This window comes from Streptomyces pacificus, assembly GCF_011766325.1.
GTDB classification, from domain to species: domain Bacteria; phylum Actinomycetota; class Actinomycetes; order Streptomycetales; family Streptomycetaceae; genus Streptomyces; species Streptomyces pacificus.
Map to the genome: position 1 here is coordinate 675,873 of NZ_BLLG01000001.1, position 21,213 is coordinate 697,085.

The 21,213-nt window shown below is 70.2% G+C and carries 18 protein-coding genes and 1 other RNA gene; 8 read left to right on the top strand and 11 right to left on the bottom strand.

The window, feature by feature from the left end; all coding sequences use genetic code 11:
- Window positions 1-85: 85 nt before the first annotated feature.
- The 3 genes from yaaA to SCWH03_RS03000 form a co-directional block, all read right to left on the bottom strand.
- Window positions 86-886 carry a peroxide stress protein YaaA gene (gene yaaA, locus SCWH03_RS02990; RefSeq protein WP_173261286.1) on the bottom strand — a complete coding sequence of 267 codons (801 nt, stop codon included), beginning with the start codon at window positions 884-886 and terminating at the stop codon, window positions 86-88.
- Window positions 887-1,105: 219 nt separating this feature from the next.
- Window positions 1,106-1,939 (bottom strand): hypothetical protein, encoded by an 834-nt coding sequence (locus SCWH03_RS02995; RefSeq protein ID WP_254076512.1) that lies wholly within the window; start codon window positions 1,937-1,939, stop codon window positions 1,106-1,108.
- A 41-nt stretch (window positions 1,940-1,980) separates the two neighbouring features.
- Complete coding sequence (locus SCWH03_RS03000; RefSeq protein ID WP_173261289.1) at window positions 1,981-2,775, bottom strand: MerR family transcriptional regulator; 795 nt, start codon at window positions 2,773-2,775, stop codon at window positions 1,981-1,983.
- A 300-nt stretch (window positions 2,776-3,075) separates the two neighbouring features.
- Here SCWH03_RS03000 and rnpB point away from each other — a divergent pair.
- The 5 genes from rnpB to SCWH03_RS03025 all read left to right on the top strand — a co-directional run bounded on the left by rnpB (window position 3,076) and on the right by SCWH03_RS03025 (window position 5,618).
- Window positions 3,076-3,489: RNase P RNA component class A (rnpB, locus tag SCWH03_RS03005), an RNA gene on the top strand.
- 474 nt (window positions 3,490-3,963) lie between these two features.
- Entirely contained in the window at window positions 3,964-4,287 is a 324-nt protein-coding gene (locus SCWH03_RS03010; protein ID WP_109293294.1) for a hypothetical protein, read from the top strand.
- Complete coding sequence (locus SCWH03_RS03015) at window positions 4,284-4,589, top strand: hypothetical protein (RefSeq protein ID WP_173261291.1); 306 nt, start codon at window positions 4,284-4,286, stop codon at window positions 4,587-4,589. The genes SCWH03_RS03010 and SCWH03_RS03015 overlap by 4 nt, the downstream gene beginning before the upstream one ends.
- 98 nt (window positions 4,590-4,687) lie before the next feature.
- Window positions 4,688-5,080, top strand: a complete 393-nt coding sequence (locus SCWH03_RS03020) for a hypothetical protein (protein ID WP_109293292.1) — start codon at window positions 4,688-4,690, stop codon at window positions 5,078-5,080.
- A 106-nt stretch (window positions 5,081-5,186) separates the two neighbouring features.
- On the top strand, window positions 5,187-5,618 hold the full coding sequence (locus tag SCWH03_RS03025; protein ID WP_371872595.1) for an HAD hydrolase-like protein: 432 nt from the start codon (window positions 5,187-5,189) through the stop codon (window positions 5,616-5,618).
- Between the two features lie 77 nt (window positions 5,619-5,695).
- On the opposite strand, the gene SCWH03_RS03030 is transcribed toward SCWH03_RS03025, so the two are convergent.
- A complete protein-coding gene (locus SCWH03_RS03030; RefSeq protein ID WP_173261293.1) occupies window positions 5,696-6,637 on the bottom strand; it encodes an NAD-dependent epimerase/dehydratase family protein in 942 nt (313 codons plus the stop codon).
- 11 nt (window positions 6,638-6,648) lie between these two features.
- Window positions 6,649-7,944 carry a nucleotide sugar dehydrogenase gene (locus tag SCWH03_RS03035; RefSeq protein ID WP_109293289.1) on the bottom strand — a complete coding sequence of 432 codons (1,296 nt, stop codon included), beginning with the start codon at window positions 7,942-7,944 and terminating at the stop codon, window positions 6,649-6,651.
- A gap of 349 nt (window positions 7,945-8,293) precedes the next feature.
- Here SCWH03_RS03035 and metG point away from each other — a divergent pair, with 349 nt between their 5' ends.
- The gene (gene metG, locus SCWH03_RS03040) at window positions 8,294-10,018 is read left to right on the top strand and encodes a methionine--tRNA ligase (RefSeq protein WP_173261295.1); all 1,725 of its coding nucleotides are present in this window, start codon (window positions 8,294-8,296) and stop codon (window positions 10,016-10,018) included.
- Window positions 10,019-10,050: 32 nt separating this feature from the next.
- Here the strand turns inward: metG and SCWH03_RS03045 are convergent, their stop codons facing one another.
- The 6 genes from SCWH03_RS03045 to SCWH03_RS03070 are packed head-to-tail and all read right to left on the bottom strand — an operon-like array spanning window position 10,051 to window position 15,992.
- Entirely contained in the window at window positions 10,051-10,695 is a 645-nt protein-coding gene (locus tag SCWH03_RS03045; protein ID WP_173261297.1) for a histidine phosphatase family protein, read from the bottom strand.
- Between the two features lie 23 nt (window positions 10,696-10,718).
- Window positions 10,719-11,273 (bottom strand): FkbM family methyltransferase, encoded by a 555-nt coding sequence (locus tag SCWH03_RS03050; protein ID WP_173261299.1) that lies wholly within the window; start codon window positions 11,271-11,273, stop codon window positions 10,719-10,721.
- A 5-nt stretch (window positions 11,274-11,278) separates the two neighbouring features.
- Window positions 11,279-12,826: a hypothetical protein gene (locus SCWH03_RS03055; RefSeq protein ID WP_173261301.1), complete on the bottom strand. Its 1,548-nt coding sequence runs from the start codon at window positions 12,824-12,826 to the stop codon at window positions 11,279-11,281.
- Window positions 12,827-12,832: 6 nt separating this feature from the next.
- Window positions 12,833-13,981, bottom strand: coding sequence for a glycosyltransferase family protein (locus tag SCWH03_RS03060; RefSeq protein WP_173261303.1), 1,149 nt, complete (start codon window positions 13,979-13,981; stop codon window positions 12,833-12,835).
- A gap of 20 nt (window positions 13,982-14,001) precedes the next feature.
- Window positions 14,002-15,318: a N,N-dimethylformamidase beta subunit family domain-containing protein gene (locus tag SCWH03_RS03065; protein WP_173261305.1), complete on the bottom strand. Its 1,317-nt coding sequence runs from the start codon at window positions 15,316-15,318 to the stop codon at window positions 14,002-14,004.
- Window positions 15,315-15,992, bottom strand: a complete 678-nt coding sequence (locus tag SCWH03_RS03070; protein ID WP_173261307.1) for a class I SAM-dependent methyltransferase — start codon at window positions 15,990-15,992, stop codon at window positions 15,315-15,317. The genes SCWH03_RS03065 and SCWH03_RS03070 overlap by 4 nt, the downstream gene beginning before the upstream one ends.
- Before the next feature lie 270 nt (window positions 15,993-16,262).
- On the opposite strand from SCWH03_RS03070, the gene SCWH03_RS03075 reads away from it, so the two are divergent.
- The gene (locus SCWH03_RS03075; protein ID WP_173261309.1) at window positions 16,263-19,790 is read left to right on the top strand and encodes an NB-ARC domain-containing protein; all 3,528 of its coding nucleotides are present in this window, start codon (window positions 16,263-16,265) and stop codon (window positions 19,788-19,790) included.
- Window positions 19,791-19,815: 25 nt separating this feature from the next.
- Window positions 19,816-21,015 carry a damage-control phosphatase ARMT1 family protein gene (locus SCWH03_RS03080; RefSeq protein ID WP_173261311.1) on the top strand — a complete coding sequence of 400 codons (1,200 nt, stop codon included), beginning with the start codon at window positions 19,816-19,818 and terminating at the stop codon, window positions 21,013-21,015.
- Window positions 21,016-21,213: the final 198 nt, after the last annotated feature.

The window sequence follows — 21,213 nt, forward strand, 5'->3', positions numbered from 1 at the left end:
TTCGCGCCGGGGCCGCCGTCACGGGGCGCCGGCGTCGCGGTGCCATGCGCTTCGGCGTCGCGCTGCCACCCGCGGCGGACCTCCGTCAGTGGATCTCGGTGACCACCACGTCGAGCGCCCACACCTTCCCGGGCTTTCCCGGTGCCTCCGCCTCGACCGCGTAGCCGAGGTCGCGCAGCGCCTCCACCAGTTCACCCGGCCCCTTCGGCGCGGCGCCGGCCTCCAGCAGACTGCGCACGATGCGCCCCTTGGTCGCCTTGTTGAAGTGGGACACCACGGAACGCTTCTCGACGCCGTCGACGGTCTGGGAGTGCAGTACCCGCACGGTCGCCGTACGGTCGGCGACCTCGCCCTTCGGGCGCCAGGCGGCCGCGTACGCCGACGACCGCAGATCCAGGACCAGGCCGCTCCCGGCCGCCTCGGGCAGCGCTGACGCCATCGGCGCCCGCCAGTACGCGGCCAGTGCCCCGAGCCCGGGCAGCCTGACGCCCATGGAGCAGCGGTACGAGGGGATCCGGTCGTCGATGCGGACCGCGCCCCAGAGGCCGGAGAACACCAGCAGCGATTTCCGGGCCCGGCGGCGTGCGGAGGCGTCGAGGGCGGCCAGGCCGAGCGCGTCGTACAGCACACCCGTGTAGATCTCACCCGCCGGGCGTGTCCCGGCCGTGCGCAGCCCGGCGTTCTTCGCGACCTCGCCGCGCAGGCCCTCACTGAGCCCCAGTACGTCCCGGGCCTTCCCCTCGTCGCCCCGGCACAGTTCCACGAGTTCGTCCAGCACTGCCGCGCGCGCTCCGGCCAGGGCGGGCAGGGACAGTGCCTCCGGCTTGAGCGGCGCCCCGCGTCCCGAAGCGGCCTTGCCCTCGGACGGCGGCAACAGCACGAGCACGGCGTTTCTCCTCTGCGTACGTACGTAGAACCGGGGATGCGGCCCCGCACCAGCGTAATCGCCCGCATCGGCCCACCGCCCGTGGCCCGCCCGTGCCTCTCCCGTGGCGTGCCCGTGCCCGCCGTTCCCCGCCGGTTCTCTGCGGGTTCTCTGCCGGTGGCGCGCCTCCCGGCGGCGGCACGGCGCGGCTGCCACCGCCGGGGCACCGAGGGGTACGGCTCAGGACGGCTGCCCACCCCGGGACGGCGGAAGCGCGCTTCGCGCCCGCGTGACGGCCTGGAGCATCGACAGGGCGTCGTCGGCGTGGCAGCGCACGGTGTGCACCCGGCGCGTCCCGCCCAGCAGCCCCACCGACTCGACGGGTTCCGACAGCGTGAAGGTGAGCGATGTCTGCGACCCGACGGGAAGGTCGAGCACGCCGTCCTCCTTCCCGTCGTGCGTGGACAGCAGTTGGTAGGAGGCGGACGCGATCCACTCCAGCGGGATCCGCAGATCGACGTGGGTGGCCCGGCGCAGCCGCAGCGTGTGCTCGGACAGCGTGTGCGGGCGGGTCGCGGACGCCGCGTGCAGGCCCACGACGAGGAGGACGGTGTAGACGTCCAGAGCGAGTATCACGGCGTGCAGTACCGGCCAGGGCCTGAGCAGGTAGGACATCGCCACCGTCTCGACGATGCAGACGAAGCCCAGGCCGAGGAGGAGTCCGGCCTGGTCGCGGGCATGTCCGAAGACCTGCTCGCCCGGCCCGGGAGCGGAGCGCCGCCGGGCCGCCCAGAGCAGCAGGCTCCACATGAGCCGCAGTTCGTGCCCGGCCAGCCGCAGTACCGGCCGGGGGACCAGCTCACATACGGCCTCGCGCGGTGTCCGCCCCTCCCGGCGCCACAGCCGCAGGAACAGGGCGGCCTCGGCCGTCAGCAGGAGCAGGAAGGCCGCCTCACCAGCGGCGAGCACCGGTGCTGGCGGGCGCAGCCCCGCCAGCAGACAGACCAGCAGCGTCAGTTCACCGGGTACGACGAGATACGTGACACCTCTGAGCAGCCGCCTCGGCTGCCTCATCCACCCCAGCCGCATCATCGGGCCCGGCCGCCTCAGTCGCATCATCGAGCCCGCTCCGCGACCAGGCGCAGCGCACGGCGCACGGCCTCGGCCTGGGCCGGGTGGAACTCGGCGAAGAAGGCGTCCATGAACGGACTCCCGCCCTCTCCCGCCGAAGCGCCTTTCTCCCCCAGCCCCGCCACGACCTCGTCGGGTATGCAGCCGGCCAGCGCCCGGGCCGCCGCCTCGACCCGGGGATCGCGGGCGTCCGCGTCCACGTCCGCGAGCGCGTCGAAAAGCCCGTACACCTCGTACACGCGCTCCACCGCCTCCGGAGCCTCGGTCATCCGCCGCATCGCGCCGAGCAGCCGGTCGCGGTCCCCGGCCGGTACGACCGTGTCCAGCAGGGCGAGCACCTCGCGTTCCTTCGCAGCCGTCGCGGACTCGGGCCGTCCGGCGGCCTCCCCGGCGAGACTGCCGAACAGCTCCGCCAGCTCCGGCGACACCGGGCCCTCGGCGGGCAGCCGCCCGGAGCGCGCCTGCTCCAGCACCGCGCCCAGCCGTGCGCGCCGTTCGGTGAGGAGTTCCTGCTGCCGGGCCAGATCGTCGTCCAGCTCCTCCAGGACCTCCACCAGCTCCCGCCCCCTGTCGTCGGCGAGCACGTCTCCGACCTCGTCGAGGGCGAGCCCGAGCTCCGTCAGCCGCCGGATGCGGGCGAGCAGTACGGCGTCGCGCACCGAGTAGTCCCGGTAGCCGTTGGCCCGGCGGACGGGCTCGGGCAGCAGGCCCTGGTGGTGGTAGTGCCGCACGGCACGGGGCGTGACCCCGACGAGTGCGGCGATCTCTCCGATCCGCATGGCCTCAGTAGAAACCGTGACGCTGCGGCAGGGTCAAGGGGCGGCCGGCCGGCCGGTCTGTCTCGGCGGCGGCGCTGGCGGACGGCGACGGGGGCCGGAGCGGCAGCCGCACGCGACGGCGGAGCGCGGACGGCGGCGGGCCCCGCTGCGGTACGCGTCGCCTGTGAAGGCCGGGCGGAGCGGACATCCGCGGGGTCCGATTCGGTACGAGGACGCCCGCACCCGGCGTCCCCTTACCGAAGACGCCGGCACCCGGCGCCGACACGCGTACGCGCCGGGTAGCATGGTCATCACGGCAGACGAGCCGGGCGGACGGCCGCGTGGGGCCCCTCAGGGGTGCCTCCCGAGGAACGTCCGGGCTCCACAGGGCAGGGTGGTGGGTAACGCCCACCCGGGGTGACCCGCGGGACAGTGCCACAGAGAACAGACCGCCGGGGACCTCGGTCCCCGGTAAGGGTGAAACGGTGGTGTAAGAGACCACCAGCGCCTGAGGTGACTCAGGCGGCTCGGTAAACCCCACCCGGAGCAAGGTCAAGAGGGGGCGCCGCCCGTGAGGAGCGGCGGCCCTGCGCGGACGATCGAGGGCTGCCCGCCCGAGTCCGCGGGTAGACCGCAGGAGGCCGGTGGCAACACCGGTCCTAGATGGATGGCCGTCTCCCCGGCGACCGCGAGGTCATCGGGTGACAGAACCCGGCGTACAGCCCGACTCGTCTGCCCCCACCTGCGGCTTTGCCTCGGAAGGGCCTCTGACCTGCGGCGGAGGCTCTTTCCGGTCTTTCGGGGGCTTGCCGCATTAGGCGGCGGAAAGTCCCTCGGAAGTCCCTCGGACAACACTGAAAGTCCCTGAGAAATCCCTGGCGCGGAGGCGCGGACGACGCCTCCGGACTGGGGTGATCATGTTTCCTCTGGCCTCAGCGCGCGGCCTGCGGGAGCTGGGCGCAGCAGGTTGCAGCGCTCGCCGTCGAGATCACCGAGACCCGCTGGAATCCCCGCCTCGGCCGATGCTTCGAGAGCGAACAGAAGGCCGTCCTCGCCACCGTCCCCGTTTTCTGGGGGCGAGGACGAGAGCCGCACCGCCGCCCGCTCCGTCGTGCTCGCGGCCGCCTGACACTCCGGCAGGTTGTCCTACGATCGGCCTCGGTCGCCTTTCGGTGGCCGAGGCCCTCGTTGTCTCGGAAGGAACGCGCATTGACCACGCACACCCTCACGATCAACGGTGAGAAGGTGGCCATCACCCGCGAGAGCGTCCTTGTGGCCGCCGCCGATGCTCGCCCGAACGTTCGCCCCCATCGCCATGGCGTCCTCATCGGCTCCGTCCTCTGGGCACCGAAGGACCTGCTGCGGACCGTCATCGGAAACGACGACCTCGGAAACGTCGACTCCCCGCGCGCCATGAAGGCGTTCAACATCCTCGGCTTCCAGACCTTCACCGAGACCGTCTACACCGCGGACGGCCTCCCCTTCGTCCACCCCGACAACCAGCTCCGCACGCAGGAGGGCGCTCGACCGTGACCAGCGCAACCACTACGTCCGTCTACGCCTCCCTGATCGCCGCGATCGAGGCGAAGAACGGAGTGCTCCAAGTCGATGTCCGCCGCCTGCGGGACATCCTTGGAGCCGGCCGTACCGGCAGCACGGTCGCCCGCACCATCGAATCCGAGCTTGCCCGCGTAGGCATCCTGCACCTCCCGCCGACCATCCCCACCAGCCAGGACCGGCGCGTCGTCCTGTGCACCAACCCGATGGTGAAGATAGTGATCGAGAACCTCCGTGGTGGTGACGTCGAAGGCCGCTCCGCCATGCTCGCGGCCTGAACCTGGCCAGATCGAGCCTGGGGCCAGCCCGTCCCGGCCGACCGGCCACGGGCTCGTCTCCGCAGGCACTCCTTGGACCGCACCATCAGGAGGAACCGGTGCCATACCCGCAACTGCTCACGCCCGAGGAGAGGCTCGCTGACGCGAAGAAGCGGCTGAGCCTCCCGGGTATCGTCGTGATCTGCGGCTCCACCCGCTTCATGACCGAGATGGCCGAGGCCGATCTGCGGGAGACCAAAGCCGGAAAGATTGTCGTCAAACCGGGCTGTGACATGAAGTCGCGGCACGAACTTTGGTCGTCCGATCCTGTCGAGGCCGAGGCGCTGAAGGTTCGACTCGACGATCTGCACCGGGCGAAGATCCGGCTCGCTGATGAGGTGCTCGTAGTCGGCGACTACATCGGAGACAGCACCCGAGCTGAAATCGCCTACGCCCGGTCGCTGGGCAAGCCCGTGCGGTTCACGCACCCCGAAGTCGACCCTGACGCCTGATCGCCCGCTGCCACCTCGACAACCAGGGCCGACAGCCTGCCGCCTGACTGTCTCGCGGTGGCTTCGGCCGCTGCCCACCCCGCACCCTCCGCAGGCATCCCTTGGAATTGGCGCTATGGAGGCTTTGCGATCGGTCCACGACCGTCCCGATCTCGTACTGACCGTCGTCACGGGCAACCTCAAGCTGAACGCCCTGCTGAAGCTGGCGGTCTTCGACCTCGGAGGCTACGTCGACACCGAGATCGGAGCGTTCGCCTCCGACGATCAGCATCGGCTGGCGCTCGTTGCCGTCGCGCAGAAGCGTGCCCAGGCCAAGCACGGGACGATCTTCACCCGCTCCAACACCGTCATCATCGGCGACTCCCTGGAGGACGTCCGTACAGGCCTCGAAGGCGGTGCCGCGGTCGTCGCGGTCGCCTCCGGGAAGACCCAGGTGACGACCCTGAGAGAGGCTGGCGCCGACGTTCTCCTTGGGACGTTGGAGAACGTGCAGGAGCTGCATTACGCCATCGCCAGCGTCGTCCAGCTTCGCCTTTGACCTCTCCGAGCGAACGTGAAGTCCCGGGCCGCACGCGGGGCTTCACGTTCCCTCGCACGCTGCGAATCAGCCCACGGCTATGACGCGGTAGGCCGCCGACGCAACCACTCGACTGTGGCCGGTATCCCTTCCTGAAGCGCCGCAGAGGCGACTTCCGGGAAGAGAGTTCGCAGCCGCTGGCCGTCGGCCTGCGAGTGGGGGACGTCGCCGACGCGGACAGACACGTGTTCCCGGCGCGCGCGGCGTCCCGTAGCCATCTCGATCTCCTGGACCAGGTCCAGAAGCGAAGTACGGCTGCCGTAGGCCAGGTTCACTGGGCGGGGGTCCACGACCCGGCGGAGCAGGGCGCCAGTGAGGACGTCGCAGACCGTGCCCACGTACGTGAAGTCGCGCGTCTGGGTGCCGTCGCCATGGATGGTCACCAGCTCGCCTGCGAGGGTGGCGCTGATCCACTTCGGGATGACGGCGGCGTAGGCGTGGTCGGCGCGCTGGCCGGGGCCGTAGACGTTGAAGAAGCGGAAGGGGAGCACCGGAAGGTCGAAGCTGTGGTGGTAGGCGCCCAGGTACGCCTCCGTCGTGAGCTTGGTGACCGCGTACGGGCTCATGGGGGCGGAGACGAGGTCCTCGTGCTTCGGCAGCTGGGGGTTGGTGCCGTAGACGGAGGACGAGGACGCGGCGATCACGTGTGGGCCGCCGGCGCGGCGGGCGGCTTCCAGAACTTGGAGGGTGCCGGTCGCGTTGGCGTGGTGGCTGGCCAGGGGGTCACGCAGGGAGCGTGGCACGGAGGGGAGGGCGGCCAGGTGGACGACAGCGTCGGCGCCGCGGAACGCCTGGTCGAGGAGTGCGGCGTTCTGGACGTCTCCTTCGAAGAAGTCCACATCGAGGCCGGCGAGGTTCGCCTTGTCCCCGGTGGAGAGGTTGTCGACGACCCGGAGCTGGGTGACTTGAGGCAGCTCGGTCAGGGCACGGGCAAGGTTGCCGCCGATGAATCCGGCGCCGCCGGTGATCGCGATCTTCACGTTGGTTCCCTTCAGAGAGAGTCGACGTGGGCGCCGGTGAGCCGACGACGGCAGTCGAGGATGTACGGGGCGTGGGCGCTGATCAGGGGGTAGTCGAAGGCGTCGTGGTCCGCGAGGAGGACTACGGCGTCGGCTGTCGCGAGCAGACCGGGGGTCACCTCGACCCGCTGGAGGCCCTCCAGGCCGGCGGCGCGGGGGTGGGTGTCATCCAGGACGTGAGGGTCGGCGGCCTGGACCTCGGCGCCCATACCGGTGAGGAGTTCGGCGATGCGGGCCGCCGGCGTCTCTCGGGCGTCCCCGGTGTTGGCCTTGTACGCCACTCCGAGCAGGAGGATCCGGGAGCCCTTGAGCGGCTTCCCGCGCTCGTTGAGACCCGCGACGAGACGCCGCACCACGTAGTCGGGCATGTGGTTGTTGACATCGTTCGCCAGCTCGACGAAGCGGAAGTTCTGCCCCAGGGTTCGTTCGACCCGCCACGACAGGTACGAGGGGTCGACGGGCAGGCAGTGGCCTCCGACCCCGGGGCCGGGGGTGAAGCGCATGAACCCGAACGGCTTGGTGGACGCCGCGTCGATGGCCGCCCAGACGTCGATGCCCAAGTCGTGGGAGAAGATCGCCAGCTCGTTGGCGAGCGCGATGTTCACGTGCCGGAAGGTGTTCTCGAGGAGCTTGGTCAGCTCCGCCTCCTTGCAACTGGCCACAGGCACGACCGCATCCACGAGGGAGGCGTAGAAGTCGCGGACCGACTTCAAGGAGGACGGGGTGATGCCCGAGACGACCTTGGGCGTGTTCTCCAGCCTCCAGCTGGGGTTCCCGGGGTCGATGCGCTCGGGGCTGTAGCCGAGGTGGAAGTCGCGGCCCGCGGTCAGCCCCGAGCCGCGCTCGAGGAGCGGGCGGAACACCTCCTCGGTCGTCCCGGGGTACGTGGTCGATTCCAGGACGACCGTCGCTCCGCGGGTCAGGTGGCGGCCCAGCATCCGCGCCGCGTCCTCGACGTGCGACAGGTCCGGCGCGCCGTCGCGTAGCGGCGTTGGGACGGTGACGACCGCCACGTCGAACCCGGCGCAGTCGGCAGAGTCGACGGTCGGCTGGTAGACGCCGGCGGCGAGGAGGGGCGCCAGCCGCCTGTCCGAGACGTCCTCGACGTACGACTCGCCGACCACGAGCCGCTTGATCCGGCCGGCGTCAACGTCGAGGCCGACGACGCTGTGCCCCATCTCGGCGGCTCGCACCGCGAGCGGGAGGCCGACGTATCCCTGCCCCACGACGACCACACGGAGTCGATGGGGCTCGTGATTCCTGATCATGCGGTCCACCTTGCTGAGGTCTGGGCTTGGGGGAGCGGGGACGTACTTGTGGTGCGGGATTCGCGGTCGGCGGTGGCCGTAAGATGGGAGCGCCTCGGCCGTACGAGACTCGCTTGGCCGCCTGTCTCGGACGGCCGAGTGCTTTTCGTGGGCAGCGCGGGGAGGCCGGAAAACCCGTGGGCTGGCCAAACCCCCGGTTCGATACGATGGCCGTGGCTTGCAGCCCCGTTTCGTCACCATGCGTGATGCCGACGTGCGATCGGAGTGATCGCGTCGACTGCGGCCTCCCGACCTGGGCCCGCCGTGGCAGCGCCACCGGCGCCGTACGTACGAAATGGAGCATCCGAGGATGGCTCGACACCTGGTAACCAGCGCGCTTCCCTACATCAACGGGATCAAGCACCTGGGCAACATGGTCGGGTCGATGCTTCCGGCGGACGTGTACTCCAGGTACCTCCGCCAGCGTGGTCACGACGTCCTCTACATCTGCGCTACCGACGAGCACGGCACGCCGGCTGAGCTGGCCGCCAAGGAGGCCGGCCTCTCCGTCGCCGAGTTCTGTGCGCAGGCCCACGACGCGCAGAAGGCCGTGTACGACGGGTTCGAGCTGGCCTTCGACCACTTCGGGCGCAGCTCCTCGCAGCAGAACGTCGAGATCACCCAGCACTTCGCGCGGAAGCTGAACGAGAACGGCTTCATCGAGGAGCGGGCGATCCGCCAGGTGTACTCGCCGGTCGACGGCCGCTTCCTGCCGGACCGGTACGTCGAGGGCACCTGCCCGCACTGCGGCTACGACAAGGCCCGCGGCGACCAGTGCGAGAACTGCACCCGCGTGCTCGACCCGACCGACCTGATCGACCCGCGCTCGGCGATCAGCGGTTCCACGGACCTGGAGGTCCGCGAGACCAAGCACCTCTTCCTGCTGCAGTCGAAGCTCCAGCACGAGGTCGAGGAGTGGATCGCCACCGTCAGCGACCAGTGGCCGCACCTGTCCACGTCCATCGCCCGCAAGTGGCTGACCGAGGGCCTGAACGACCGCGCCATCACCCGCGACCTCGACTGGGGCGTGCCCGTACCGGCCGATACCTGGCCGGAGCTCGCGGCCGAGGGCAAGGTCTTCTACGTCTGGTTCGACGCCCCGGTCGAGTACATCGGCGCGACGAAGGAGTGGGCGGACGCCGCCGGCGACGGTGAGACCCGCGACTGGAAGTCGTGGTGGTACGAGGCCGACGACACCGTCCGGTACACGCAGTTCATGGCCAAGGACAACGTCCCCTTCCACACGGTGATGTTCCCGGCTACCGAACTCGGCGTGCGCGAGCCGTGGAAGAAGGTCGACGTCGTCAAGGGCTTCAACTGGCTGACGTACTACGGCGGCAAGTTCTCCACCTCGCAGAAGCGCGGCGTCTTCACCGACGCGGCCCTGGAGATCCTGCCCGGCGACTACTGGCGCTACTTCCTGATCGCCAACGCCCCTGAGTCGGACGACTCCTCCTTCACGTGGGAGCACTTCACCGCCACGGTGAACAAGGACCTGGCGGACACCCTCGGCAACTTCGTCAACCGCGTGCTGTCGTTCTCCCGCAAGCGGTTCGGCGACGAGGTCCCGGCCGGGCACGCCGCCGGCGAGGCGGAGGCCAAGCTGGGCGAGGAGGTCGCACGGCTGCTCGGCGAGTACGAGGAGCAGATGGAGGCCCTGCAGTTCCGCAAGGCCGCCGCCGCCCTGCGTGCGCTGTGGTCCGCGGGCAACTCCTACCTGGAGGAGAAGGCCCCCTGGCTGGAGATCAAGACCGACGCCGACGGCGCCGCGCTGACGCTCCGTACCGCGATGAACCTGATCCGCCTGTACGCGGTCGTCTCCGAGCCGTTCATCCCCACCTCGTCGGCCGCCATGCGCGGGGCCTTCGCCCTGGAGAACGACACCGCGACCTGGGTGACGGCGGAGCAGGCCGAGTCCTTGGACGCCGTCCCGGCCGGCACCGCGTTCACGGTGCCCCCGGTGCTCTTCGCGAAGATCACGGAGGAGGACCTGGAGTCCTACCGCGAGCGCTTCGGCGGCGCCCCGGAAGCCTGACAGACGTCCCTGCACCCGGACCGTCCCGACTCTCATCGGGCGGTACGGGAGTGGAGGAGGACGGGCAGGTCCGCGGGTGAGACGTTCATCAGCCGCATGCGCGGAGCCGGGCCGCCGGTCTCCACGCACGTGACCCCGGCGGACCCGGGCACGTGCTGGAGGTACCGGTCGAAGCCGTTCCCGGTGAGCCACAGCAGCAGGCAGGCGATGCCCCCGCCGTGCCCGACGAGGACGGTGGTTCCCCATCCCCCTCCCCCGGAGGAGACCTCGTTCCAGAGGTCCACGTAGCGGGCCTGCACGTCCTCCGACGACTCGCCGCCCGGCGTGCGAAGCCGGTGGATCGGCACACCGTGGCGGGCGGCCTCGGCGGCGGCGAGTTCCCTGGGGCGGCCCCCGAGGTGACCGCTGTCCTTGGCGGCCAGACGCTTGTCGACACGGACGTCGGCCGGGGCGAGCGCGGCGGTGAGAATCCCGGCCGACTCCCGGCAACGGGACATCGGGCTGACGAGCATCTGGTCCACGGCTACCCCGGCCGCCGCGAGGCAGGCGCCGACCCGCCCCATGTCGGCGCGTCCGCGCTCGCTGAGCCGGCCGCCGACCGCGCGGCCCTGGTGGATGCCCTGGAGGTTCTCCTCCGTCTCGCCGTGCTTGATCAGGTAGATGCGTTGGGTGTCCATGGTGTGGTGTCCCCTCACTCCGGTCAGTCCCAGTGGCGGACGTCGACGCGTGCGGAGACGGCGGCGGCGACCTCGTCGTGCTCGGCCCGGCTGATGGCGGGGAAGCGGTCGTGGTGCCACTCGACGTAGAGGACGGAGACGAGGTCGATCGTCCCGTCGGCGAGCAGCTTCCTGAGCACGGGGTACTCGGCGCCCTCGATGTCCATCTTCACGACGACGTGGTCCTCCGGCGTGGCGGTCCGGCGGAGCCAGGCGCTGAAGTCCACCGCCGGTACGGCGACGGGGGAGCTGTAGTCGATCTGCTGGTCGTACACGGGCGGCACCCGCTTGCCGGGCATCACGGTGGAGCTCTCGTGGTGGCCGAGGAAGAGGTCGATCGTCCCGTCCTCGGTCCACACCGCACTGGGGGCGACCTCGACCAGGCCGGCGTGCTGGGCCTGCTCCACGTTCGCGCTGATGGAGGAGAGCAGGGTCGCGTTGGGCTCGAAGGCGTAGAAGTCGTGGTCCGGGAGCTCGTGCATGAAGCGCCTCAGCACGATTCCGAGGTTGGCGCCGCAGTCGACGAAGATCTTGCGCATGAGAGTCAGTCCTTCAGGTCGGTCATCGGAGCGCTGAGGTCGATCTCCCGTACGACGCGATCGGCGAGCAGGACGAAGTCGCCGGCCTCGGGGAGGTAGCAGCACTCCTCGTAGCGGATGGTGATGCGGCGGACGGGTTCCTCTCCGCGGTAGGCGGGCAGATCGCCCCACCGGTAGAGCTGGCCCCCGGGCGCCTTGAGGCGACGTAGCCACCGGGACAGGGGGCTCTTCCGAGTACCGGCATTGAGCCGGGTGAACATGGCGGTCAGGAAGGCGACGTGCACGGCCGAGCGTTCCTCGTTCCTGTGTGTTCGGCCGTAGGTCTGCTTAAGCTGGTGCAGCTGGCTCGGGTCCCCGCCGGCCTGGACGAGCAGATCGCGAAGCCGCCGGTCCCAGACGATTCCGAGGTGGCCGTGGAGGACGGGCTCGTCCGTCAGGAAGTAGCCCTCTACGCGGCCGAACTCGCGCTCGTACGGGCACATGTAGTCGTTGTAGAGCCCCCGCGCCGCGCCGGACACGGTCTCCACCTGCCAGTGGACCCGGGCGGTGAAAGGCGAGTCCCACCACCCCAGATGCCAGGGCTGCCACAGAAGGTCGGCGGCGCTGAGCAGGATCACGGTGAGCGCGACCAGTGCGGCGGGCCACCCGAAGGCCGTGTCGTACCCCGTCTCGGGAAGCAGCCCGAAGGCCGTCGCGAGTCCGGTGTTGGCGGCGATGTTCTCCCAGAAGAGGATGCCGGAGGCGAGGGCGACGGCGAGGTTGAAGAGCGCGGTCGTCACCAGGATCGCGATCAGCAGCCGACGGTCGAGGAAGGCGACCAGTCCGGCGGCCTCCACGACCATCGTGAGGATGTTGACGGGGCGGTCCACGACCCTCGCCCGGCGCAGAAGACGAGACACCTTCCCGGACGGGAGGAAGCGCGCCCAACCCCACGAGTACGCCGAGGCCATGAGGTAGTGCGTGCGGTTGTGCCAGGCCCACGACCAGGGGCGCGGCCCCAGACGGACCTTGCTCCAGGCCGGCTTGACGTAGTGCGACAGCGAGACACAGCCGAGTACCAGCACCAGACCCGCCGTGGAGTCGGAAGAAGGCGGGGCGAGCACCGCGGTCACGACGAACCAGGCGACGTACGCCTTCAGCAGGCGTACCGGCATCATCGCGTGGTGCTGCCACCCGCGCAGCTTGCCGCAGAACACGGCGATCCACGCCAGCAGGGCGGGAGCCCAGAGGATCGAGGCTACGGCGAGGAACAAGAGGAGTAGCTTGTCCCGACGCTGCGGACCGATGGGCAGCGTGACGTCGTAGTCGCTCGTCGCACCACGCCAGGTCAGCAAGGCGATCACGGAGACGACGAACCAGTGCAGCGGCCCGGGCAGGGACGACGGCCGGAGGGACAGAGGTGCGATGACGATGACAGCCGCGATCACGGCCAAGGGCGTGGGGTGCTGGGCGAGAGCGCGTACCACAGGCGAGACGCCGAAGCGGTAGCAGGTCACGACCGCGGCCACGACCGCCGCGGTCGCCACGTACGACGGAAGCGCGGGAGTCGACATTCCCGGCTACCCCGCGATCGGCGCGGGCATCGGCCGACCGACCGTCGGCAGACTCTCCAGGTACGAGGCGATCCCCTCCCGCGGGTCGGCGGAGAGGTACTTATCCCGGTGACGTACGACGTTGTCGCGGAGCGCCTGACTACGCGCGAGGAAGTCGACGACGGCTCGCCGTTCGACGCGTGGGGCCGCCGTGCCCAGTCCCGCCTCGTCGACGACCTTGGCGCACCAGTGCTGGTCGTAGGTGGGCAACGGGATGAGATGAACTGGTTTACCGAGGACGAGGGCCTCGCTGATCAGGTTGAAGCCGGCGTTGGAGAACACGACCTCAGAACGGGCCATGTCCGCGATGAACGCCTCGCGGTCGAAGGCGCGGATCTCGACCCGGCTGTCGGCGTACCCGCGCAGCGATCCCATCTCAGTCGGCTGCGCGTAGATCCGCAGCGTGCGGTCCGGTACGGACTGGCGGAAGACCGAAGCCAGTTCGCGGACGGACTTCTCCGGGCCGTGGTCGAAGTACCGGGAGAAGTAGGCCGTGACGAGGCGCTCGGCGGTGACCGGTGCCGACCTGACGAGGTCGGGAACGACCGGGGAGATGAACTCCACCCTCCGATCGTCGGCGGCGAGCGGGACAAAGGAGCAGATAAAGGACCGGTCCACACGGGGTGCGAAGTACCGCAGCCGCTGCTCGTCGGCCGTGCGGGCGTACCGGCCGACGGCGGGGAGGTCCAGGTGCCGGTACTTGCTCTGCTGGTCGATGGAGATCAGGGGTCGGCCGAAGTGGTAGGCGAGGCGCGGGGTGTTGGGCTCGTAGTCGGTGACGAACACGTCCGGGACGCCGCTGTTCCGGACGGCCCGGCGCAGATGGAGGTGCCGGAGGAGACCTCCGGGCGCCTGCCGGATGTTCGCGCGTACGGCGTCGCGCGCGTGGATCCGGTCGTCGCGCGCGAGCAGCGTCGGCATCCAGCCGTCCCAGGCGGGGAATCCGAGGTCTCGGAAATACTCGGCCCGGCTGGCGCCGTTGGTGACGATCCGGACGCGGTGCCCGCGGTCGCGGAGGAACTGGGCGATCACGCTCTGGCGGACGGTGTGTCCCATGCCGATGCCGTTGACACCGATGATCACGTTGAGCGGCCGTAAGTTTCCGTTTCTGGACACGACGATTCCGTTCCTTCTGGTCAGGAGAGCCGGGTGATGACGTTGCGGGTGACTGCGGCGACCTGGGGATCAGTGGCCAGGAGGCGGGCCCAGTCGGTGGTGGCGGCGGTGAAGACCGTGCCGCCTGCGGTGAAGACGCCGAGGGTGGCAGCCTGGGGGCTGGGCATCGGCTCACGGGCGGCGAAGTTCCAGTCCGGGGGGAGTTCGGCGATGCCGAGGATCTCGAAGTCCTTCGGGGTTCCGTCCTGGCCGGTGGGGCGTGGGCGGCCGGCGGTGTCGTACTCGTAGGCCGCGCCGTCGCACTCGTAGCCGATCAGCGCCCCGCCGTGTCCCAGGCTGTCGCCGGTCCTGAGCTCTGTGCCGGAGAACGCCCAGTGGCCGGCGTCGGTGACGATGAAGCCCTGGGAAGCCCGGGTGCCGTCCCAGTGGCCACCGCCGTTGCGGTAGCTCACGCCCAGGAGGGCGTTCTCCGGCTCCGACTCCCACCAGTGGTCCGGGCATCCGTACGAGCTGTCCGGGTCGGTGTCGGCGGGGGCTCCGGGCGGGAACTTGTCACAGGACAGCCCCGTCCCGTCCGTGGCGACATCGACGCGCCACCAGCAGGTGTTGGCACCGAAGTTGGCGATGTGGCCGCCGGCGTCCCGGAAGGCGGTCACGTGGCGTCGGAGGTCGGCGCTCCAGTACTCGTCGTGGCCGGCGGCGACTAGGAGCCGGTATCCGTCGTGCAGGAACAGCCCCTCGTGGAGGTCCAGATCGGTGCAGTAGTCGGCCTCGATCCGGTTCCGTTCCATCCAGGCGGTGAAGGGGGCGTCCCAGTGCGCGAACGTCTGCCGGGGAGACGACAGGTCGTACGCGTCCGGCAGACCCTTCACCGGTCCGCCCACACCGCCCCCGGGACGGCACGTCGTGACCTGGGAAGCGCTGTAGAGGCAGCCGCCGCCCGCCATGTTGTACGCCTGGTAGGTGAACGTCGGGACCTTGTACAGGATCCCGCGGCCGGAAGGCGGGGAAGGGGTGACGACCAGGAGGATGCGCCCTTCCCTGGCATCCAGCGTCGGCGTGCCGGACGCGCGCTCCGTGCCCAACACCGCGATGTAGACACCGGACCGCCACTCCGGGGGTACGAGGAACTCGTACGCGGGCCACTGCCAGTCCGCGTCGAAACGTCCAGGAGACGAGGCACGGCCGGGCCATTCGACGTGCCCCGCGTGCTGCGGCTCGGCTCCCCAGCGGTAGAAGTCGACGTGGAAGCGGGGGGCGGTGGTGGCGATGTGCAGGCGGGCCACCTCTCCGGCTCGGACGCTCGGCCGGGCCGCGTAGCCGTTGACGGTGGTCACGCGCCCTCCTTGGGACGGGCCACGCCGGCGAGGTGGAAGGGGTCGATCGCCTCGACGCGGGCGTCCCAACCCAGGTCGCTCAGCTGGGAGGTGAGCTCGGTGGGGTCTCGGAGCACCTTCACGGCGACGTGGCGGGAGCCGTCGGCGAGGGTGCGATGGACGGCCGGCACGGGCGCCGCTTCCACCCGGTCCTCGATCTCCGCCTTCGCCGGGGAGTCGTCGAGGAACACCACGCGACCGCCGGGCACCAAGGCCCACCTGAGCAGGTCCCAGAACGGTTCCATCTCCACCGGCGGCACGTGGCTGAGCCAGAACGCGAAGAAGACCGTGTCGTACTGGCGGTCCGGCTCCCAGTCGAAGACGTCCGCCTCGATGAACCGGGTCTCGGTGCCTCGCATGCGGTCGCGGGCCCGGCGGAGCATCTCCGGCGCCGCGTCCAGCGCGGTCAGGCTGCGGGCCCGGTGGGACAGCAGCCGCGTCCACTGGCCCGTGCCGCAGGCGATCTCCAGGACGTCACCGCCGACCGGCAGCGAGTCCAGTGCCTTCGCGAGTCGCGGCATGTCCATGCGGGTGCTGTACGTGGCGTCGTACTCGTCGGCTCGCGCCTGGTAGTAGGCGATCTGGCCTCCGGACCAGTCGCCCGGACCGCCCTGTCGCTCCTTCGTTCCGGTCACGCTGTGACCACTCCTCTCGACTCGTTACGGAGCGGTGGTGCTCCGTGCCGAGAAGACTGCCGAGCGGCGCTGGTCAGCGGGCTGTCGTGGTGTCGCACTCGCGGTGCAGCACCGCCGCTGTCCAGGGCGACGGGTGCGCCTCGGTCGGACCTGGCCGGAATGGCCCGGGTGCTGCATCCGTGCTGAACTCCTGTCGCAGCGAAGGCCCTACGCCGCTGGTCAGCCCGCCCTACCCTGTTACCGTCGTCGGTGTCGGTCGAAGGAGCTCAGGTGGCCACAGTGCAGCGCTGGACCGGACGGGAGGCGCGCGCTCTGCGGCTCGCGACGCGTCGAAGCGTGCGTGGCTTTGCGTCCTACCTCGGCGTCAGCGACCGGACGGTGTCCAACTGGGAGGCCCGGGGCGAGGAGATCGTCGTCGCACCGGACTCCCAGGCGTTACTCGACACGGCGTTGGAACGGAGCGACGCGGAGGTGCGGCAGCGCTTCTGGGACTCCGTCGGTGTTCCGACGCCCGAGGTCGCGCCGGCGCCGGACGACTACCTCCCGATACCCGTTCCGGAGCCCGGCTTGGTGCACAGGTCCGAAGATCTCGAAGGGCTCGTCTCCGTACTCCGGGAGGCGACGCAGGACGACACCGTCGCCACGGTCGCTCTGTGCGGCCCTGGTGGGTTCGGGAAGACGACGCTGGCCACGCAGGTGTGCCACGACCCGCGCGTCCGGGACTCCTTCTCGGAGATCCTCTGGGTGGAGACCGGAGAGGGGTGCACGGCCGCCAGGGTCGTCGAGCTGATCTCCGACCTGTGCGTTCACCTCGACGGCAACCGTCCGTCCCTTGCCGATCCGGAGCAGGCCGGCTTCCACCTCGCCCGTCTGCTGCAGAGACGACGTGCGCTCCTCGTCGTCGACAACGTCTGGTCCGCCACCGACCTCGGCCCCTTTCTGCTCGGCGGTGAGGACTGCGTACGGCTCGTGACCACGAGGAACGTGCGTGTGTGCCCCAGCTCCGCGCGAGTCGTGCGCCTGGGGCCCATGGCGCCGGGGGAGATCCGCGAGCTGCTCGTCCGTAACGTCGGGGCCTTGGACGACGCCGAGGCCGCACGCCTCGCGGGTGTGTGCGGGGGATGGCCGCTGCTCGCGTCGATCGTCGGTGCGAACGTCTCGCAGGAGGTCGGCTTCGGCGCCCTGGCCGGTCGCGCCGTCACGGAGACGAACGCGACGATCCGCGCGTACGGTCCTCAGGCTTTCGACGTCTGGGACTCCGACCAGCGCAAGCACGCCATCGGGCAGGCGCTCGAATCCAGCCTCCGCAGCCTCGCGGAGAGTGTCTCGATCGCCGGTCGCACGGACCTGCGAGACCGGTACCTCTCCCTGGCCGTGTTCCCTCCGTCGGTGCCGATTCCCATGTCCGTCCTCACCCACTGGTGGGGCACCGCGAACGGATGGGCTCCCCACGTGGTGCGCCAGTTCTGCCGGGTGCTTTCCGACCGGTCCCTGATCAGCGCCTACCTGGCCGACCGGAATGCCATCGTGTTGCACGACGTGTTCCGGTCCTACCTGCGCCATCTGATCGGCGATCAGTGGGAGCCCCTTCACCGGTCTCTGATCGAGGCGTACCGGCAGAGCACGGACAGCGCCTGGGAGACCCTCGACGAGGGCGAGGGATACCTGTGGCGTCATCTCCCCTACCACCTGCGTGAGGCCGGCCTCGACGCCGAGCTCGTCGGCCTGCTGGCCTCGCCGACGTACGTCATGCGCAAGGTCGCACTCGTCGGACACCAGTCGCTGACCACGGACGCCACGGTGCTCGACGCCCTCCCCGGGCGGCACGAGGTCGGCCACCCGCAGCACCAGGTGTGGGCGACCGCCCGAGCCCTGACCGGCGCCGGGTATCTGCTGAACGGGCTGGAGAACGCGGTCGACATCGCCTCGACCCTCTCGATCGTGCTGCGCCGCACACCCTTGCCGGAGGCCACCCGCCTTCTGGAGAACGCGGCGGGGGAGGGGACGGTGCTCACGCCTAGGTGGCTGCTGCCCCCGGAGGAGAACTCCGTGGCGGCAACGGCACGTGGTCACATCGGTGCGGTCGTCAGCGTGTCCGCCGTCCGCGACCTCGTGGCGTCGGGCGGCGAGGACGGGGTGGTCAGGCTCTGGAACCTGAACACGGGCCGACTCCGCCGAGCCCACGAGGCCCATACCGGTTGGGTGTTCGCCACCGCGCTCTCCGCGGACGGGATGGTCCTCGCCTCAGCGGGGGACGACGGAGCGATCCGCCTGTGGCGCACGGACACCGGCGAACCTGTCGGGGTGCTGCCCGGGCACAACCGCCGCATCCGCAGCCTCGCCTTCTCCTCAGCCGACCCCGTCCTGGTCTCCGGTGCCGAGGACGGAGCTGTATGCGTGTGGGACCTGGAGCGGCTTGTGCTCCTGCGTACGATGCGGGCGGCCGGCACCCCCGTCTGGTCCGTGGCGATCGGCGGCGACTCCGACTCGCTCGTGGCCGTGGCCGGCGAGGACGAGTTCGTCCGACTCTTCGACCTGCGCACCGGCCGCCTCCTCGACGAACGTGCGGCACATCGGGACTGGATCCGCTCCGTGGCCTTCGCCTCTGGCTCCTCCCTCCTGGCCTCCGGATCCGGTGACCGTTCCGTAGCCGTGTGGGACACGGCCGACGGGAAGCTCGCGCTCGCCCGCCGGATCACGGACCTCAAGGCGCGCGTGCGGGCCGTCGCTCTGTCCCCGCACGACGACGTCCTCGTTGCCGCCACCGAGGAGCCGAGGATCCAGGCGTTCTCGGCGGAGAGCCCGGTGGGCGAGACGCAGCTCCCACAGGGCGTGGACTGGGTGCGCTCCCTCGCCAGAACGGGCGACGGGACTGTGATCGCCGGATGTGAGGACGGTGCTGTCCGCGTCTGGACAGTGGGGAAAAGCAGACTCAGGACCCTGGCCAGCGGCTCGAACACCGTGTGGTCCACGCAGTTCGCGGCCAGTGGACGTACCGCCGTGGTCGGCGACGGGGCCGGCGGCGTCGACGTCATCGACGCCACGACCGCGACGGTCAGGCGGAAGCTGCCGGCGGCCCATGGACGTGTCTGGTCGCTGGCCTGCGGCGAAGAGCACGTGGCCGCAGCCTGTGGCGACGGGGCCGTCAGGGTCTGGTCGCTGCGAGACACGGCCTGGTCGCTCACCCTGAACCAAGACACCCCGCGTACGTGGGCCGTGTCGATGGCCCGTTCGACGCCTCGGGTTGCCGCGAGCACGGGCGACGGACACATCCGGTGCTGGGATCTCCCCACCGGGACGCCCTTGTGGAGCCAGGACGTGCACGCCGGTCGGTTGCGGTCGCTCTCCTTCGACGACAGCGGACACCGTCTGGCCGCCTGCGGTGGCGACGGTTCTGTACGTGTGTGGCACGCCCTCACCGGGGAATTCAGGAGCCGGTTCAGCAGCCCCAGCGGCTGGGCCCGCGCCGTCACCGTGGACGGTCCGGGCAACCGCGTAGCGGTCGGGGCGGGAACTGGCGACATAGCGGTACGTCACCTGCGGACGGACCGGTTCACCTCCCACCTCTCCGGCCACACGGGCCGCATCCTCATGCTGGGCTTCATGAACGACGAGGACCGCCTCGTGTCGGCTGCCGCGGACGGGACGGTGCGCGTGTGGTCGCTCGGCGAGCAGCGGCAGATCGCCAAGGTCCGAGTGGACGCCTCACTGCACTGCGCGGCCTTCGAGCCGACGACCGGCGAGGTGCTGGTGGGCAGTGCGGCCGGCGTCGTGACCCTGGGGATCATGGATACGTGAGCGAGAACCGAAGGGCTTGGACACCATGACAGAGAAGACCTCCCGCGACTCGAGCGATGTGGCTGGCGCGCCGGTCATCCTGAGCAACGAGCCCGGCTCGTTCGCCTGGGGCGTGCTGGCCAAGCGCCACCCCGCGCTCATCCAACAGGTACGAGACGCCTTCCCGTACGGCCGCCGACAGCACGAGGCCCTTGACGCCCTGCTGGACGAGATCACCAACGGTGTGATCGAGCTGCTTGGCCCCTCGGAGCGCGACTACGAGCGCTGGGCGGACTGGGGGCGGGAGTACTTCGGGCGCTCGTGGTACGACGCCCCGTTCCTGTGGGCGGAGAGCTACTTCTACCGCAGGCTGCTCAGCGCGGTCGGGTACATCGGCAGCGGGCCGTGGCAGGGAGTGGATCCGTTCGCGCCGTTCAAGCGGGCCGAACTGCGAGGCGAGGCGGTGGAGGAGGAGCTGCGGGCCCTGGACGCGCTCGCCTCCGCTCCGTCCCATGAGCGGGCAACGGCGCTGCTGCACGCGTCGCTTTGGGGCAACCGCGCGGACCTCGGCTTCAGCATCTCGGCAGGGGAGTCGGGAACGAGTGACGCCGCGACCTCTGCGCTGGTCGCCGACGACAGCGCCACGCTGTGGCAGCTCCTGCCCGCCGGCACCTCGGCCACCGTAGCCGTGGTGGCCGACAACGCGGGACGTGAGCTGATTCCCGACCTCGTTCTCATCGACCACCTCCTCGAACACGGGCATGCCGAGCGGGTTGCGCTTTACGTCAAGCCCTACCCGTACTACGTCTCCGACGCGATGACGGCGGACGTGGTCGACTGCCTTCGCCGCCTCACCCAGGCGCCCGGCGAAGCCGGTCGGATCGGCGGCCGACTCTGGAAGGCCATGGCGGCCGGAACCCTGGAGGTCCGCACCCACTCGTTCTTCTGCGCTCCTCTGCCGTATGAGGAGATGCCCGAGGATCTTCGTGTCGGGTTCGCGAGCGCCACGCTCACCATCCTGAAGGGCGACCTCAACTACCGCCGTCTGGTGGGCGACCAGCTGTGGCACCCCACGGCGCCCTTCGCGGATCTCACCGCATACTTCCCGGGGGCCGTCGCGGCGCTCCGGACCCTGAAGTCCGACGTCATCGTCGGTCTGGAGCAGGGAGCGCTGGACACGCTCGAACGGTCCGGGGCTGCCTGGCGTACGAGTGGAACTCACGCGCTGATTCAGGTACGACGCTAGGGCCTGTTCCAGGTTCGGATCATAGGTTTGGGGATTCGCCGGTGCCGGGCGGCCTGGTTCTGGTAGTTGTGGAGGATGGCGCGTGGTGATCTCTCGGATGGCGAGTGGGGGTTGGTCGAGCCGTTCTTGCCGGTGGGCGAGCGCGGCCCGGTCCCTGACCTGCGGCGGCTGTTCAACGCCGTGATGTGGCGGTTCAGG

What these genes read in the sequence shown, in the direction of transcription:
- SCWH03_RS02995 (WP_254076512.1), bottom strand. Translation starts at nt 1,939, where the DNA reads ATGAGGCAGCCGAGGCGGCTGCTCAGAGGTGTCACGTATCTCGTCGTA.
- SCWH03_RS03000 (WP_173261289.1), bottom strand. Translation starts at nt 2,775, where the DNA reads ATGCGGATCGGAGAGATCGCCGCACTCGTCGGGGTCACGCCCCGTGCC.
- SCWH03_RS03035 (WP_109293289.1), bottom strand. Translation starts at nt 7,944, where the DNA reads ATGATCAGGAATCACGAGCCCCATCGACTCCGTGTGGTCGTCGTGGGG.
- metG (WP_173261295.1), top strand. Translation starts at nt 8,294, where the DNA reads ATGGCTCGACACCTGGTAACCAGCGCGCTTCCCTACATCAACGGGATC.
- SCWH03_RS03045 (WP_173261297.1), bottom strand. Translation starts at nt 10,695, where the DNA reads ATGGACACCCAACGCATCTACCTGATCAAGCACGGCGAGACGGAGGAG.
- SCWH03_RS03050 (WP_173261299.1), bottom strand. Translation starts at nt 11,273, where the DNA reads ATGCGCAAGATCTTCGTCGACTGCGGCGCCAACCTCGGAATCGTGCTG.
- SCWH03_RS03055 (WP_173261301.1), bottom strand. Translation starts at nt 12,826, where the DNA reads ATGTCGACTCCCGCGCTTCCGTCGTACGTGGCGACCGCGGCGGTCGTG.
- SCWH03_RS03080 (WP_173261311.1), top strand. Translation starts at nt 19,816, where the DNA reads ATGACAGAGAAGACCTCCCGCGACTCGAGCGATGTGGCTGGCGCGCCG.